Here is a 16,088-nt window from a genome sequence, read left to right as displayed (position 1 = left end):
GCGTACCATTCCTCCTTTTAACCTTAACTGAGACTCGCTAAAGTGATGAAACCCAAGATTGAATTATTAGCCCCAGGTGGTGATGTGCAGGCCATAAAAGCGGCCATTATTGCCGGTGCTGATGCTGTGTATTGCGGCCTAGATACCTTTAACGCCCGTAATCGCGCCGCTAATATTTCATTCGATCAACTTGTGGGGATCATCAGACTTGCCCATCAATACGATTGCCAAATTTTCTTAACTCTCAATATTGTTATCTTAGAGCAAGAATTTAAAACCTTATTTAACTTATTGAATAAGTTAGTCAACACCACCTTAGATGGGGTGATAGTGCAAGACATGGGCTTGCTTTATGTGTTGCATCACTACTTTCCGACCCTTGATATCCATGCATCGACTCAGCTAACCACCCATAATGCGGGGCAAATTCCGTTTTTAAAAAAACTCGGTGTCAGCCGAGTGAACTTATCGCGCGAGCTTAATTTACGCGAGATAACGGCGCTCGCCAAAGTCGGCCAAGAGCATGACACCTTATTAGAGGTGTTTGTGCATGGGTCATTATGCGTGGCGTTTTCGGGTTTATGTTATTCAACTTCGGCTAGCGCGGGTAACTCGGGTAACCGTGGCCGTTGCAGTCAAGCGTGTCGTGAAGAGTATGAAACTACCGAGTCGGGTCATAATTTTCCATTAAATATCAAAGACAATTCGGCATTTTTTGATTTACCCGCCTTGATCGAAGCGGGTGTGTACTCCTTTAAAGTGGAAGGGCGCATCAAAGGCGCTAGCTATGTGCATACGGTGATCGATAGTTTTCGCAAGCAGATTGACGGCTATGTGGCAACCGGCGAGCTGACTCAAGATGGCGAACGTTTATATAAGGTGTTTAACCGCGACTTTACCAATGCGTTTTTACGGGGCGATTTAAACCAGTCGATGTTTATTGATAACCCACGTGATAACTCTAACAATCACTTGGTGGATAAACTCAAAGCCGAAAAAGGCGAGTCTATCTCTGTGGTACAAATTCACTCGGCTCAGCAGCAACTGCAAGTGGATAAACAGCAGATCACCAGCTCAGTTGATGAAAAAATTGCGCATTTGAGTATCGAAAAAATCAAGCTTAGCTTGAGCTTTGCCAGTGAGCTAGATGGGCCGCTGCGGTTAACGGTTGTGACTGAGCAAAGTGATAGCCTGTTGCCCGGGCAAGCGGTTAAAACCGACAGTCAAGTCTTTACCTCTAGCAGTGTAATGATACCGAGCGAGGAGTTAAGCGTTGATAGGCAAGCGATTGAAAAGCGTTTCAAAAGCATTAATAACGCTAACTATGAACTCGTCGAGCTTGACACTCAGCAGCTAACCGATGGTTTAAGCATTCCGTTTCGTGAGATAACCACGTTAAAAAATGAGCTACTTAGCTACTTAAATGCAGGGGTTGCTATGATTGCACATGTGCAGCCGCCTAAACTTGAACACCATCCTAAAGCCGATGGGCCGCTTGGGCTGTCGATGCTTATCTGTGATGAAGCCGATGTGGCATTGGCCGATATGACCGATGGCGATATCTATTTTAAGCTGCCCGATGCTTACAAGCGTGGCTGCACCAAGTATGTCGACTTCTTGCTGCAAAACCCACGGCTTATTCCTTGGTTTCCGCCCGTGTTAATTGGCAAAGATTTTGAGGTGGCGCTGAATATTTTGCAACAAGTGAAGCCTAAGCTGATTGTCACCAACAACACTGGTATTGCGTATCATGCCGAGCAGTTGGGGATTCAATGGATTGCGGGGCCATTTTTAAATACCACCAACTCTTACGCCTTGCTGGCACTTAAGCAAGGGGCGGCCTGCAGCGGCGCCTTTATTTCTAACGAGATAAACCGGCAGCAAATTAAGCAGATAGCCAGACCGAAAGACTTTAAGCTGCTTTACAGCATTTATCATCCCATTTTGTTGATGGCTAGCCGTCAGTGTTTTTTCCAGCAGAGTGTGGGGTGTGAAAAGCCACGCATCGATAACGGTTGTATGTTGTCGTGCGATAAATCGACCAGTATTAAAAACCTCAAAGGTGACTCTTTTGCCATCGACAAGCAAAAAGCAGGTTACCCAAGCATTTATAACCAAGATCAGTTTTTAAATACCGACATCATTAACGACCTTAGTGATAAGTTTGATGGCTTTATGATTGATTTGACCAATATTGGCGCAGGCGACAGAGTCTCTCCTGACAAGGTTGAGCTCATTACACAGTTTCAAGCCCTGCTCGATGGCCAAAGTGAAGCCAGCGCGAAGCTGTCGCGCTTAGTGCCCGAGTCAACACTCCTGCAATACCAAAACGGGTTGTAAATTGAGGGGGTAACCTGATGTCGTACTTTAACCGCTCGCGTCAACGGCGCCTTTACTTGATTAACAAGTAAGCCGTTATGGATAAGCAGATCTGCATACCGCTTCCGGCGCTCATCCATCGGATTGGCAGGGAAGCGGCCAACAAGGCGCAAGCGGTTGCTAAGCAATATGGTTGCGAGCTAAAGCGTGTGCGCCGCTCCAGAAATTGGCGGTTGCGTGGCGATGCCATTGATATTCAATCGCTGGCATCGCAATTACACGTATCTGAGTGTGCTGAGTTATCTTACCTTGTGCAAAAAATTACCACAGCCTTACAGCAACACGCTGACAAGCTAGAACCTTTGCAGGTTAAGCTTGCTCGCCTTATTAAGGGCAACCCTAGCATCACCTTGAATGAGTTGATGCATCTCACCCAATGCTCTCTCACTGCAGCCAGGCGGGCGCGCTTTGACGCCGACGCTTGGTAGCTTCTGCGACGCACCACAGCGAATAGCATCCAGTCGGCATTACCCCTGTGTATATCGGCCACCCTTTGAGGGCGTGCTTGAGTCGCCCTGCATTGCTATTATGGTCATATTTAAGGCAAGCTTAATTGCCACATTTTTGTTAGCTTGGAGGCTCAGTTATCGATTGACGTTAAGGACCGGCTAGGCATGGATGAGCATATCGTTATTTTAGTTATCGCAATGATTGTCTTGTTATATGGTTATATTTCCAAGGGGTTGTCTCGCCTCAATATCTCAGGTCCCATGGTGTTTACTGGGCTGGGACTATTACTCTCGCCGTTAGGATTGCATATAACTCAGGTCGAAATCGATGCTGAATTTGTCACTGTGATCGTTGAGCTTGCCTTGGTATTAGTGCTGTTTGCCGATGCCGCCCTGCTTGACCTTAAATTGCTGCGAAGTTCATGGCAAGTTCCGGCTAGATTGCTATTTATTGGCTTGCCGATCACTGTGGTGCTCGGCACCGCTGCGGCATGGTGGATTTTCCCTGATGAACCCATGACGACATTGCTTCTATTGGCTCTACTGCTGACCCCAACCGATGCGGCGCTCGGTAAGGCCGTGGTGTCCGACCCCAAAGTTCCTAAGTGGGTTCGCTCTAGCATTAATGTGGAAAGCGGGCTCAATGATGGCATCATTTTCCCTATGTTATTGACTGTCGTGGCGCTTATCTTAAGTGATACAGAGGCTGGTCAGCAGCAACACTGGATAGTCTATGTTGCTCAGCAGATTGGTGTCGGTGCGATAGTGGGCACAGTGGTGGGTTATGCTGGCACTAAGTTATTGGTGTGGGCCGATAAGCGAAATCTGGCCGAGGCCAGTTATCAAAATTTAATTCCCATCGCTTTAGCCGTCTTGGCTTTTTATCTTGCCGAAACGCTGTCGGGTAATGGTTTTATTGCGGCCTTTTTTGCTGGCTTATATGCGGGCAATACCTACGAGAAAACTCGTAATCATATTGAAGATTTTGCCGAGAGTGAAGGGGAGCTGTTTGTGTTAATTAGTTTCTTCGTTTTTGGTCTTGCGTTCGTGCCCCTTATTCTCGCTTATATCACCTGGGAAGTGGTGCTGTATGCGCTATTGAGTTTGACCGTGCTGCGCATGGTGCCTGTGGTGCTATCCCTTATCGGCACTGAGTTAGATCTATCGACTAAGTTATTTATTGCTTGGTTTGGTCCGCGAGGCATCGCCTCTATTTTATATGTGTTGATCGTGGTGCATGAGATAGGCAGCATGCAGGGATTCGCAACCTTATATGCTGTGGTGACCGTCACTGTGCTGTTGAGTATTTTAGCCCATGGCTTGAGTGCTCAGCCTCTGGCTAACCGCTATGCGCGGCGTCATCGGCTAACGTTTCCTGAGGCATCCTCACAAGATAAAGAGTGATAGATGAGCTGAGTGAGCTCTTGTTGGCTATTTAAGTGGGCCGAATTTGGCTTATCAATAATAAATCGTAATGATTAAAATAAAAAATGATAATTATGCGGACTGGTTTTCATGGCGTAGTATGCCGCTATTCAGTGAATCGCCACACTATGCTCGGGTGTGTTATCAAGTCAGTTGGGAATATCGATGAGCAAATTATTCTCTGTCTCGACACCATGATATGGGTTAAAGCTTGATAAATTAGTAGGCTCCCTACAGGAGTAAATGCGAGCATCTTGTGTCAGTGTTCATGCCGCACATAGGATTAGCCAACAGAGGTACAGCAAGATGAAGCAGGCATTATTTCAACCTTTGCAATTAGGTCGTTACACTTTAGTTAACCGGATTGTTATGCCGCCGATGACGCGTTCGCGTGCGATCCAACCGGGCAATGAAGCTAATGACATCATGGCCACTTACTATGCCCAGCGTGCTTCGGCAGGCTTAATCGTGGCTGAAGGTACTCAAATATCAGCCATGGGCCAAGGTTATGCGTGGACTCCTGGTATCTACACTCAGGCGCAAATTGATGGCTGGAAGAAAACCACCACCGCAGTGCATGCTAAAGGTGGAGTGATTTTTGCCCAGTTATGGCATGTGGGCCGCGTCACCCATCCCGATAATATCGGCGGGGCTCAGCCCATCTCTTCATCAGCCATTAAGGCCGAAAACGTTAAAGTGTTTGTTGATAATGGTAAGGCAGAGCCGGGCTTTGTTGATGTGGTAGAGCCTCGGGCCATGACCAAAGATGACATTAAGCAGGTGATTGGCGAATACCGTCAAGCGGCGCTCAATGCCATTGAGGCAGGGTTTGATGGTATCGAGCTGCATGCGGCCAATGGCTATTTAATCAATCAGTTTATCGACTCTGGTGCCAACAATCGCACCGATGAATATGGTGGCAGTGTCGACAATCGTCTGCGCTTTTTAGCCGACGTGGTCGAGGCGGTGGTCGATGCCATTGGAGCCGATCGCGTTGGGGTACGTTTAGCGCCATTTACATCACTTAATGGCACGGTTGATGCGAATCCCGTTGAAACCTATACCGCGGCAGCGGCGTTGCTCAATCAATACAACATCGCCTATTTACACATTGCCGAGGTGGATTGGGACGATGCACCAGAAACGCCATTGTCATTTAAACAGGCGGTACGTGCAGCCTTTAAAGGAGTATTAATTTACGCCGGTAAGTATGATGCTGAAAAAGCTGAGCAAACCTTTAATGACGGTTTGGCCGATATGATAGGTTTTGGCCGCCCCTTTGTGGCCAACCCTGATCTACCTGACCGTATTAAGCATGGCTATTCATGGGCTGAGCACGATCCGGCGACCTTGTTTGGCGGGGCTGAAAAAGGCTTAACCGATTATCCTGAGTATGCTAAATAATCAGGGGACCTTGCCGTCCACTGTGACGGTAAGCGGTTACCTGCGGTGAAATAAATAGCAACCACAGCAATGGGGTTGCTATTTACGCAAATAAAGATGAACAAAATTTAGATTAAAAAACTTGCCATATCATGGTTTTAGGTGTTTCATGTCGTCGCCATTTCAGCCTTGCTATTGAGGCTGAATCTTACTTTATATGAGTCCCCATCATGCGCGGAGTGTTGTATCTATTTATCGCTACCTTGTTAGCTGCTGTTGGTTGGATAGCATCGAAAATGGTTGTGATTCATATGCCTGGAGAGCTGTTTATCGGCGCTCGCTTCTTGCTCGCCAGCCTGCTGCTATTGCCCTTTTGCTATAAAAGTGTAGTTAAACTGCACATCAAATCTTTGTTGTCCGCTGGCGGTGTCGGTATTTTTCTTGGGGTCTCACTGCAGGTTTGGGTTCACGCTGTCGCCATGAGCCACAGTTTGTCGGAAGGGGCATTTATCATGAGTTTGGCGATGATTATTGCCCCCATGGTCGCTTGGGTGTTGTTTCAAATTAAGCCCAATCGTGCCTTTTGGCTGGCTTTGCCTGTGAGTATTTGTGGCATGATGTTACTGATACTCACCAAGGGTTGGCAGGTGGATCCGAGCCAGTGGTATTTTCTATTAGCTGCGGCCTTACTTTCGGTTCATTTTGTATTAAATAAAAATATCAGCCTTAATATCAAACCATTAGATTCGATTTGTATTCAACTGTTTGTCGTTGGGATTGTTGGCTTGGTGTATGTGGCATTGACCAAAACAGTCGCCTTTGAGTTAAATGCGCAGTTACTATTTTGGTTTATGATATCGACGGTGATCGCGACATCGGTACGATACCTATTGCAAACCTTGGGGCAGTACAAGGTGACTATGGAAACGGCCGCACTGCTGATGATTTTAGAGCCGATTTGGACCATGTTGCTGAGTATTTGGATGTTAGATGAGCAGTTACAACTGCAGCAGTTTGTCGGTGGCAGCGTGATTTTTCTATCACTACTGTTATATATTAAGTTGTCTAGGTATTACGCGATCAAAGCAAGGCCAGCCCTATAGAGATAAGTGCTGCATTATGCTTGGTACTAGCCTTATTGCTGTTGGGGGTTATGTGCATAACCTTAGCGAAACGATAGAGGCCATGGGCGTTAATGGCATTATTATCAGTGCGATAGGTGTCGCCATCGGCATGGCGCTGTCGTTATCGACTAAGATGTACCTCACCTTTGTGTTAGTGAAGCGCGGATCTGAGCGCAACCTTTAACCCACGCCCCCAAGCCGCTGTATTTCCTGAGCGCTAACTCACTTAATGGGCTTTTTGGTAATTAACCCAAGACTAATGGGTTAAAAACACCGATAATTCACCTCAATGTAAGTTTTTTGGCCGCTTGGCCGCGCACGACACTGGATATATTCAATGGAAATCAAAGTTAATTTTCTCGACAATCTCAGACTTGAAGCCAAGTTTGACGATTTTACCGTTACCGCCGATCAACCGATCCGTTACAAAGGTGATGGTTCTGCCCCTAGTCCTTTTGATTATTTCTTAGCTTCATCAGCCCTTTGCGCGGCCTATTTCGTTAAGGTGTATTGTAAGGCGCGTGACATTCCCACCGACAATATTCGCCTGTCACAAAACAATATTGTGGATCCTGAAGATCGCTACAACCAAATTTTTCAAATTCAGGTTGAGCTGCCAGATGATATTTCCGACAAAGATCGCCAAGGTATCTTACGCTCTATCGAACGTTGCACCGTGAAAAAAGTGGTGCAAACCGGGCCTGAGTTCAAAATCGAAACGGTTGAGAATCTCGACGCCGATGCTAATGCCATGTTGATGGGCCAGCCCGATGGCGAAGCGAGTACCTATATTTTGGGTAAAGATCTGCCGCTTGAGCAAACCATCGCCAATATGACTGGCATGTTGGCCGATCTTGGAATGAAGATTGAAATCTCATCATGGCGCAATATCGTGCCCAATGTGTGGTCGTTGCATATTCGTGATGCCGCCTCGCCCATGTGCTTTACCAATGGTAAAGGAGCGACCAAAGAGAGCGCATTATGCTCTGCATTAGGTGAATTTATTGAGCGCCTAAACTGTAACTTTTTCTATAACGACCAGTTCTTCGGTTTGGATATTGCCAACAGCGAGTTTGTGCATTACCCCAACGAGAAATGGTTTGCGCTCACCGATGACGATGCGCTGCCTGCTGGCCTGCTCGATGACTATTGTTTAGACATTTACAATCCCGATGATGAGCTGTGTGGCTCGCATCTTATCGATACCAACTCAGGCAACATCGAGCGCGGCATCTGCAGCATCCCCTATACGCGTCGCTCCGATGGCGAGACGGTTTATTTCCCGTCGAATTTAATCGAAAACCTGTTTTTAAGTAACGGTATGAGCGCGGGTAACAACCTGCAAGAAGCCGAAGTGCAGTGCTTATCAGAGATTTTTGAGCGTGCGGTTAAGCGTCAAATTATCGAGCAAGAAATTGTGCTACCCGATGTGCCTATGCAGGTGTTAGAAAAGTACCCCAGTATCCTTGCTGGTATCAAGGGGCTTGAGGAGCAAGGCTTCCCGGTTGTAGTGAAAGATGCCTCATTAGGCGGTCAGTTCCCGGTGATGTGTGTCACCTTGATGAATCCGAAAACTGGCGGCGTATTTGCGTCATTCGGCGCGCATCCGAGTTTCGAAGTGGCCTTAGAGCGCAGCTTAACTGAGCTATTACAAGGTCGCAGCTTCGAAGGCCTTAACGATGTGCCTAAGCCGACCTTTAACAGCATGGCGGTGAGTGAGCCTGAAAACTTTGTCGAACATTTTATCGACTCGACTGGGGTGATCTCGTGGCGCTTCTTTAGCAGCAAGCATGACTTTGACTTCTGCGAGTGGGATTTCTCTGGCACCAACGAAGAGGAAGCTAAAGGGTTGTTTGGCATCTTAGCAACCTTAGGTAAAGAGGTGTACGTGGCTGAGTTTGATCAACTCGGCGCGTCGGCTTGCCGTATTTTAGTGCCAGATTACTCAGAGGTTTATCCTGTCGAAGATTTGATTTGGGATAACACCAACAAGGCGCTGGATTACCGTGAAGATATCTTAAACCTGCATACCTTGAGTGATGATGAGCTGGTTGATTTAGTCAATCGTTTTGAAGAGAGTCAGCTCGATAACTACACAGATATTCGCACCCTGATTGGCATCGTGTTCGATGAAAATACCGTGTGGGGCCAGCTCACCATTATTGAGCTTAAAATCCTTATCTATCTTGCACTCGGTGCTCATGATGAGGCGCTGGAGCTGGTGGGCGACTTCTTGCAGTTTAACGATAATACGGTTGAGCGTGGCTTGTTCTATCAAGCGGTTAATGCGGTATTGGAAGTGACCTTAGACGAAGCGTTAGCGCTGGAAGATTTCATCCATAACTTCAATAGAATGTTTGGTGAAGCCGTGATGGAGCAAGTGGTTGGCTCGGTAAACGGTGACATACGTTTCTCTGGTTTAACCCAAACGAGCATGCAGCTTGAAGGCATAGAGCCACACCTGCGATTGATTGAAAGTTATAAGAAATTGCATCAAGCCCGCAAAGCCAAAGCCGGACTCTAATCATGAGCCTACGCGACTAACTGCGTTAGCACATGTTGATACTTAACCCCAAAAAAGCGAGCCTAAGGCTCGCTTTTTTATATCAAATAGGCCGTTAATCTTGAACTGGTGGTAGTTTGTTCATAGAAAATAGAAATTATTTAACAATCCTTTTCTTTTAGGTTGGTATTTACCTTAAAAGTCGGATGTATTTTTCGTAAAAACTCGAGTATTTGTGGAGCTGGTAACAGTCTAAGTTGATTGTGAGTATTTTGTTGTAAGTTGTTACTTGTAAAGAGTTAATTGCGAGAGTATCATGCGCCGTTTGCGGCCGAGGGTAAAGTTTAACCCTCGGCCGCTTATATATTAATGGTTAATATAATAATAAACAAAAGGAATGTTGTGATGATACGTGCTCTTTCGGCTGCTATCACAGTGGCTATGCTCTCTGGCTGTGCGGGGATCGTACATAACCAATCAATGGAACAGTTCAATACCTCATTTAATTCCGGTGACTTAGTGGCGGCATCTCAGTTTTCAATGAAGGAGGCTGGTTATAATCCTGAGAATAAAAGCGTTGATAACCTATTGTGGGGACTTGAAGCCGGTGCGGTACTGAGCTATGCCGGTGAATACGAACAATCTACTATCTTACTAGATGCATCAGAGAAGATGATGAAAAGTGAAGATCAGGAAGGTGTAGTCAATGAAACCGCTGAGCTAGGTTTATCCATGTTGGGCAATGACGCCATGATGGCGTATGAGCAAACCCAATATGATGGTGTTATGGCGAATACGATTAAGGCATGGAACTTCATGTTCAAGAGCGATTTTAATGATGCTCGAGTTGAATGGAATCGTGCAGAAGAGCGTCAGCGTCGTGCTGTGGAGTATTTTGCAAAGCAAATTAAGGAGCAAAAAGAGCAGCTAGACGAAAAAGAGCAAGAAGCTGCAGAGTATGCTGATAAATCGGCTCAAAGTGATGAAACCAAGCAGTTATTAGCAAAAAACGGCGTAACTTTAGATAAGTGGCAGCCCTATGATGGCTTTGTTAATCCATATACAACCTACAGTTATGGTCTTAACTTGCTTCTTAATGGTAAGTCGGTTTCAGATTTTCAGAAGGCGAGCGATGCATTTAAGCGTGTTTACGGCATGACTAATTCTAAGTGGGTGCAAAATGACATCGAGCTTGCATTAGCGAAGAGCAAAGGTAACAGCGACAGTCTAGATGATATGGTGTGGGTTATTTTTGAAAATGGTCAATCGGCAGTAAAAGAAGAGTTTCGTGTCGATCTGCCAGTATTCTTGTTGAGTGATGATGTCTCTTATGTCGGTATGGCATTGCCTAGATTGAAAGAGCGTCAGATGGCACATGAATATATTGAAGTTGGTGGTGTTAAGACCCAAGTTATAGCAGATATTGATAAAGTTATCGGTGCTGAATTTGAGAAGTTATATCCGATGATCTTAACTCGTGAAATCTCTAGAACGGTATTAAAAACAGTCGTTCAGAAACAAGCGATGGACTCCAACCAAATCCTCGGTAACCTACTTGCTGTCACTCAAGTTGCGACAACAAATGCTGACACACGAAGCTTTACGTCATTACCTAAGCAGTTTCAAACCGCTCACTTTAAGAAAAAGGATAGCACTATTAAGGTGAAGGCTGGTAATCACCAACTGGATGTAGTGCTCGATCCTAACGCAAAACAACATATCGTACATGTAAAAGCCATTTCATCTGGGGTAGCCCCAATCGTTCGAGTTATCAATATTTAAGGGATTTATTATGTTTAAGAAAGCACTTGTTGTATCGGCAGCAGTTCTACTGATGACGGCTTGTCAAACCACTACATCATATATTGATGCTGCGGATAAAGAGTCGAATTTGGTAGCGGCTTTATCTTATGCCGACTTTAAGTCAGCGGCCGACTCTATGGCTGATGAATTGGTAATTAGCCCATTAATGAGGCATCCAGAACCAAATGGTCGTTATATCTTGTATATAAGCGATGTGACCAATGACACCATGCAACGAATTGATACCGATCAGTTAGTAAAGTCTATGCGGGTTAAGTTACTTAATTCTGGTAAGTTTCTTGTGACGACAGCATTTAGTGGTGAAGACTCGGCGACACGTGAGATGCGTCAGCTGAAAGACTCAAAAATGGTTAAGCAATCTAGTGTCAAAGGTGATAATGAAGTCTATGCGCCTGACTTTAGTTTGTCTGGAAAAATCATGCAACGTAATGCGTCACTAGATAATGGCGATACGCGTATCGAATACTATTTTCAACTTTCTATGACTAACATTCAGAATGGCTTAGCATACTGGGAAGGTGAGCGTGTGGTTGGTAAAGTCACCGACGGTGATAGTGTTTCTTGGTAAAGATAAAGTTAAAGGAATAACAGATGAACTATAAGGTATTTGTGTTAATGCTTGCGCTGAGCTTTAGCGCGTCAGCTGACCAGATGGCGACGCAGGTTGCCGATCCTGAGGTAGTGTTGCCGCCTCAATCTAGTGAAAATGTTCAACAAGCACAGAGTGATCCAGCCGATTTGGTCGATAAAGCTATTAGCGATTATATCACTGACGTAGAGGAGCGAGTGGCTAAAGCAGGCAAGGCGCACTCGGTACTATTCTTTAGTGGTAAAGCCAGCTTGAACATAAATAGTAATGATCCCGATTGGGCTATCTTTCGTGAACAGGCGATCAAAGAAGCTGTTTTAAAAGCTCGTGAAAATTACTTAACTACGCTCAATCGCGATGTGGTGCAGGAGCAGTTTCGCGAATTTTTTTCCAGCAAAGGTAAGCCCGAACCAACAGCTGCGGATTTTCAGAGCAAGGCTGGTGTAGACTCTTTATTGGATAAGGCGATTTTGTTAGCAGAAACCATGTTGGATAAGGAGCTTGTCGAACAGGGCATTGAACCCGCTTCGTTCAAGAAGGCAACTCCGCAGATTAAACGTGATTTGTTTAGAGATGCTATTGGTACCAAGACGATGACCAAAGCCTTTGGTGATCTATCGGGAATGACGGTTGAGCAGGTATATGAGTTTATTCGTGAAGATGGTACTGGGCATGTTGGTGTAGTGATGGCTTTGTCGGCGCGTAAGCGTGAGCAGATCCGCGCATTAGTTGAGTCTGGTGGCATGGTTGAGCCTAACCCCGCCAAGGCTAACCCCGAGTATGCCAATGTGAGCGCGGCGCTGGCATCGCTCTCTGAGCCATATTTAGAGATGGGTACCAAGGTATTTTATGATGACAAGGGCTACCCAATGATAGTGTCATTTGGGCAGTCAGGTGTGCGTTATAGCCCTGATTCAGACGAACGCGACCTTGAGCGAGAAGATGCTCACCAGTTTGCTCTAGATAACGCTTATGGATCGCTTGCAGCTACTTACAATATGAATGGTGATTATGTACGCGAATCGATGCAAGGATCAAATAAGACTAAGCAGCATACATTTGATTTATTAAACGATGGCTCGGTACGTAAAAACAGTGGTGCAGTGCGCAAGGAGATAATGCGTCAGTCGGAAGCTTTGTCAAAAATGACGGCGTCAGTCTCCGGATTGACTGGAGTCAATGTTCGCCATCAATGGCGTCAGAAGCATCCCATTACAGGTAAAGAGATGTCAGGGGTTGTTGTCGTGTGGCATCCGGTAGCGATTCAAAATGCTGAGTTGATGCAAAGTGGTAAGAGTGCCGCTGAGATTGAAGCTGGCATGGCGGCTAAGGATCCTAAAGCCAAAAAAGATGGCGGTCAGGTACAGGGGCGTAAGTCGGTAGATCGATTTGACCCAGAGGACTTCTAATATGCGCCAACTTGTTGTGCTATTGGTCGCTTTTATGGTCAGTAATCCTGCTTTGGCTGGTATAGAGTCCATTGAGGTTACCGCAACTGGTAACTCATCTTCCTCGGCCATTGATGCGGCGTTAATTAGCGCGGTTGAGCAAATTTCCGGTGTAACCGTAAGTAGTCAGCGCCAGTCTCTTGATGCATCATCGCGTCAATCTGGAGAGGGAACCAGCTTTCTTCGTCAGAGTTCTGGCATTAAGGATTTTGGTACTGCAGGTCGGGCGACCTATCGCATCTTATCTCAGCACTGTAATGAAGGCGAATGCGTCGTACGCTTGCTGGCTAATGTCGAAACCGATGATGATGTTGAACGCCAGAAAAAGCTTAAAGGGATGAACAAGAATCGTCGCACTATTGCGATTGAACCTTTTCAGGGGAAACTTGCTAAGGAGTTCACTCGGTCAATTGAGGCTCGCTTTGTTCAGGACCGTAAGTTCCGCGTCATTGCCGATCGCACTCAACCTGGGGTGGACTATGTTCTCAAAGGACGTGTAGTCGAGGCATCAACGGATAAGAGGGTTGTAGATAATTCTCGTAAAGTTGCACTCACGGGTGAGTATATCGAAGATGTACAAGTGAGCTATGATAGCCGAGTGGTGGTGGAGTATCAGGTGATTGATCTGGTGAATAATCAGATCAAGTGGAGCGCTAAAGTACCGACCTCATCCGGCCGCAATAATTTAGCTACCTTGCTAGATATCACCTCTCGTAAGGTCTTTGAACAGCTCAAAGGCAATATCTACCCTATCGTCTTGTTGGCCTCAGAAGATGGTACGCTAGTACTAAATTCAGGTGGCAGCACGGTTAAGGTAGGTGAGCGCTACGATGTCTTTGCTGCGGGAGAGAAGATGATTGACCCGATCACCAAAGAGAGTCTTGGATATACGGAAACCAAAGTTGCTCAGGTTAGCGTGACCAAAGTGTTAGCAAAGATGGCTTATGTTGAGCTCATCAGTGGCAAGCGTGATGGATTATCCGATTTGCCTATAGTACGTAAAGTGCCTGAGCCCGTTGCCCAACCAATGCAACAAAAAATAACTCAAGATCCTCCAGTTAAAAGAACCAGTGGAATAGTACTGTGACCTTTAGTTATAAATAAAACATTGAAGTTATAGCATTTCAAAAACCGAATTCTATTTTAGAATTCGGTTTTTTTTATCTTTGCCTCACAAACCTATGAATCGTCAACAATTAACCTAATTAATTTGAAACCTTAACTATTTTTTGTCTTTTTAACTGTTAGCAGAAACTTATGCATTCACTGAACTTCTAGGGGGAGCTAATCAGCCAAAAATTCAAGATACCTATGGTCAACTCCTGTCGTTATTTCTGGTTAGGTGAAGCGTTTTTATGAACAGGCCGAAAGCGTAATAATACTGAAGGCGATATTCCAGAAAAAAAATACCAGTCAACTTAACTGACTGGCATTAAGTTTAACGCTCAATTTTTTGGTGATATTTTTTAATTCAATGGTAATCGATTCATGGCGTAATCACGCGACGTTAGCCTAAGGACGCTGATTTAGCACTTGGTCTATATCGCTGGCGCTGTGGCGCTCATCGAGTTGCTCCCACGTTTCGCCCCATGTGCGGTTGACGATACGACCGCGCTGCACTGCGGGTCTGGCGGCGACATTGTTGGCCCAGCGAACGACATGAGTATAAGAGTCTACCGCTAAGAATTCGGCGGCATCATATAAATGGCCAAGCACTAAGTTACCGTACCAAGTCCAAATGGCCATATCGGCAATGCTGTATTCATCGCCTGCAATGTAGGTGTTGTTGGCTAACTGTTTATCTAGCACGTCTAATTGGCGTTTCACTTCCATGGTGAAGCGATTGATGGGGTACTCAAATTTTTCAGGCGCATAGGCATAGAAGTGGCCGAACCCGCCACCCAAGTAAGGCGCCGAGCCTTGTAGCCAAAATAACCAATTGAGTGTCTCAGTGCGGGCGGCGTGATCTTTAGGGATAAAGTGGCCAAATTTGTCGGCTAAATAAAGCAAGATGGCGCCCGACTCAAACACTCTTATCGGCTCATCACCCGAGTTATCGACGAGGGCAGGAATTTTCGAGTTGGGGTTGATGGCGACAAAGCCTGATGAGAATTGCTCGCCCTCGCCAATATCTATGGTGTAGGCATCGTATTCGGCGGCGCTAACACCTTTAGCCAAGAGTTCCTCCAGCATGATAGTGACTTTTTGGCCGTTAGGGGTGGCCAACGAATGCAGTTGCAAAGGATGCTTGCCTACTGGCAAGGCTTGTTGGTGTCTGGCGCCAGAATCGGGGCGATTAATACTGGCCCATTTGCCGCCGCTCTCTCTATCCATTGTCCATACTTTGGGGGGCGTATATTCCTGTGTCATGTGATTTCCTTGGTTTTACTGGCGTGATACTGGTTAATATCGGGATGTTTAATCAGAGTTAAACCCCTAAAGGTTATTTTTAGTTATAATACTTGGCTATCGATCCCAAGTATTAGTTATAAGTGGCAGATAAATGGCCGCAATAGAATCTCTGCCGCCTTAGCCAATGATGATAGTGCAATACTGAGAGTTCACATTGTCCCCCACTTTACGGTAAAGTACGCCGCTCAAAGTGATACAGATACAGACTGAACCTCAGCTCCATTTGAGCCAATGCAGGTCAGTTGTGACGATAAGAGTAGTGAATAGATGAATAATGAACACGATGTGATCGACAATTTAACCGAGTTACGCCGCTTTATTGCCGCTGTTGAGCAGGGTGGGTTAGGTTTAGAAGGGGTCGTTGGGATTGGCATGGCGACCAATAATGCCGACGGTCGTCACTTTGTGGCGGTGTTTGGCAATAACCACAAGTTATTGCTTGCCCGTTGGGTAACCCAAGAGGTGTTTGATACGGGTAAAGATATTGTCCGAAATGGCGCCCAACCACAGCATTAAGTGTGGTTGAGCGACAGCCCTAAAGCGCCGTTGTCT

General features: G+C 45.9%; 13 protein-coding genes. 12 read left to right on the top strand and 1 reads right to left on the bottom strand.

Features of this window, described 5'->3' with window-relative positions; all coding sequences use genetic code 11:
- The first annotated feature begins 45 nt into the window (after window positions 1-45).
- The 11 genes from DVO77_RS17375 (at window position 46) to DVO77_RS17325 (ending at window position 14,211) form a co-directional block, all read left to right on the top strand.
- Window positions 46-2,340, top strand: a complete 2,295-nt coding sequence (locus DVO77_RS17375) for a peptidase U32 family protein (RefSeq protein ID WP_119979188.1) — start codon at window positions 46-48, stop codon at window positions 2,338-2,340.
- 77 nt (window positions 2,341-2,417) lie between these two features.
- Window positions 2,418-2,807: a ribosome recycling factor family protein gene (locus tag DVO77_RS17370; RefSeq protein WP_119979187.1), complete on the top strand. Its 390-nt coding sequence runs from the start codon at window positions 2,418-2,420 to the stop codon at window positions 2,805-2,807.
- Between the two features lie 186 nt (window positions 2,808-2,993).
- Complete coding sequence (locus tag DVO77_RS17365) at window positions 2,994-4,232, top strand: cation:proton antiporter (RefSeq protein ID WP_110457435.1); 1,239 nt, start codon at window positions 2,994-2,996, stop codon at window positions 4,230-4,232.
- A 327-nt stretch (window positions 4,233-4,559) separates the two neighbouring features.
- A complete protein-coding gene (locus DVO77_RS17360; RefSeq protein ID WP_119979186.1) occupies window positions 4,560-5,657 on the top strand; it encodes an alkene reductase in 1,098 nt (365 codons plus the stop codon).
- A 209-nt stretch (window positions 5,658-5,866) separates the two neighbouring features.
- Window positions 5,867-6,739, top strand: a complete 873-nt coding sequence (locus tag DVO77_RS17355; RefSeq protein WP_119979185.1) for a DMT family transporter — start codon at window positions 5,867-5,869, stop codon at window positions 6,737-6,739.
- 16 nt (window positions 6,740-6,755) lie between these two features.
- Window positions 6,756-6,944 (top strand): hypothetical protein, encoded by a 189-nt coding sequence (locus DVO77_RS17350; RefSeq protein WP_119979184.1) that lies wholly within the window; start codon window positions 6,756-6,758, stop codon window positions 6,942-6,944.
- Window positions 6,945-7,097: 153 nt separating this feature from the next.
- Window positions 7,098-9,284 carry an OsmC domain/YcaO domain-containing protein gene (locus DVO77_RS17345; protein ID WP_119979183.1) on the top strand — a complete coding sequence of 729 codons (2,187 nt, stop codon included), beginning with the start codon at window positions 7,098-7,100 and terminating at the stop codon, window positions 9,282-9,284.
- A gap of 384 nt (window positions 9,285-9,668) precedes the next feature.
- The gene (locus DVO77_RS17340) at window positions 9,669-11,045 is read left to right on the top strand and encodes a COG3014 family protein (RefSeq protein WP_249038206.1); all 1,377 of its coding nucleotides are present in this window, start codon (window positions 9,669-9,671) and stop codon (window positions 11,043-11,045) included.
- Window positions 11,046-11,055: 10 nt separating this feature from the next.
- Window positions 11,056-11,655, top strand: coding sequence for a penicillin-binding protein activator LpoB (gene lpoB / locus DVO77_RS17335; RefSeq protein ID WP_119979181.1), 600 nt, complete (start codon window positions 11,056-11,058; stop codon window positions 11,653-11,655).
- A gap of 23 nt (window positions 11,656-11,678) precedes the next feature.
- The gene (locus tag DVO77_RS17330; protein WP_119979180.1) at window positions 11,679-13,085 is read left to right on the top strand and encodes a DUF6844 domain-containing protein; all 1,407 of its coding nucleotides are present in this window, start codon (window positions 11,679-11,681) and stop codon (window positions 13,083-13,085) included.
- A gap of 1 nt (window position 13,086) precedes the next feature.
- Complete coding sequence (locus DVO77_RS17325; protein WP_119979179.1) at window positions 13,087-14,211, top strand: hypothetical protein; 1,125 nt, start codon at window positions 13,087-13,089, stop codon at window positions 14,209-14,211.
- 425 nt (window positions 14,212-14,636) lie between these two features.
- On the opposite strand, the gene yghU is transcribed toward DVO77_RS17325, so the two are convergent.
- Window positions 14,637-15,494 carry a glutathione-dependent disulfide-bond oxidoreductase gene (gene yghU / locus DVO77_RS17320; RefSeq protein WP_119979178.1) on the bottom strand — a complete coding sequence of 286 codons (858 nt, stop codon included), beginning with the start codon at window positions 15,492-15,494 and terminating at the stop codon, window positions 14,637-14,639.
- A gap of 309 nt (window positions 15,495-15,803) precedes the next feature.
- Between yghU and DVO77_RS17315 the strand changes: the two genes are divergently transcribed.
- Window positions 15,804-16,052, top strand: coding sequence for a hypothetical protein (locus DVO77_RS17315; protein WP_110457441.1), 249 nt, complete (start codon window positions 15,804-15,806; stop codon window positions 16,050-16,052).
- Window positions 16,053-16,088: the final 36 nt, after the last annotated feature.

The organism is Shewanella algidipiscicola, assembly GCF_003605125.1.
GTDB lineage: Bacteria > Pseudomonadota > Gammaproteobacteria > Enterobacterales > Shewanellaceae > Shewanella > Shewanella algidipiscicola.
Note: the sequence above shows the minus strand (reverse complement) of the source record. Positions and strands in the feature narration are given on the sequence as shown.

Bases quoted from the DNA above. Each gene is read 5' to 3' on its own strand.
- DVO77_RS17315 (WP_110457441.1), top strand. From the start codon at position 15,804: ATGAATAATGAACACGATGTGATCGACAATTTAACCGAGTTACGCCGC.
- yghU (WP_119979178.1), bottom strand. From the start codon at position 15,494: ATGACACAGGAATATACGCCCCCCAAAGTATGGACAATGGATAGAGAG.
- DVO77_RS17330 (WP_119979180.1), top strand. From the start codon at position 11,679: ATGAACTATAAGGTATTTGTGTTAATGCTTGCGCTGAGCTTTAGCGCG.
- DVO77_RS17325 (WP_119979179.1), top strand. From the start codon at position 13,087: ATGCGCCAACTTGTTGTGCTATTGGTCGCTTTTATGGTCAGTAATCCT.
- DVO77_RS17370 (WP_119979187.1), top strand. From the start codon at position 2,418: ATGGATAAGCAGATCTGCATACCGCTTCCGGCGCTCATCCATCGGATT.
- DVO77_RS17365 (WP_110457435.1), top strand. From the start codon at position 2,994: ATGGATGAGCATATCGTTATTTTAGTTATCGCAATGATTGTCTTGTTA.
- DVO77_RS17345 (WP_119979183.1), top strand. From the start codon at position 7,098: ATGGAAATCAAAGTTAATTTTCTCGACAATCTCAGACTTGAAGCCAAG.
- DVO77_RS17355 (WP_119979185.1), top strand. From the start codon at position 5,867: ATGCGCGGAGTGTTGTATCTATTTATCGCTACCTTGTTAGCTGCTGTT.
- DVO77_RS17350 (WP_119979184.1), top strand. From the start codon at position 6,756: ATGCTTGGTACTAGCCTTATTGCTGTTGGGGGTTATGTGCATAACCTT.
- DVO77_RS17375 (WP_119979188.1), top strand. From the start codon at position 46: ATGAAACCCAAGATTGAATTATTAGCCCCAGGTGGTGATGTGCAGGCC.
- DVO77_RS17360 (WP_119979186.1), top strand. From the start codon at position 4,560: ATGAAGCAGGCATTATTTCAACCTTTGCAATTAGGTCGTTACACTTTA.
- lpoB (WP_119979181.1), top strand. From the start codon at position 11,056: ATGTTTAAGAAAGCACTTGTTGTATCGGCAGCAGTTCTACTGATGACG.
- DVO77_RS17340 (WP_249038206.1), top strand. From the start codon at position 9,669: ATGATACGTGCTCTTTCGGCTGCTATCACAGTGGCTATGCTCTCTGGC.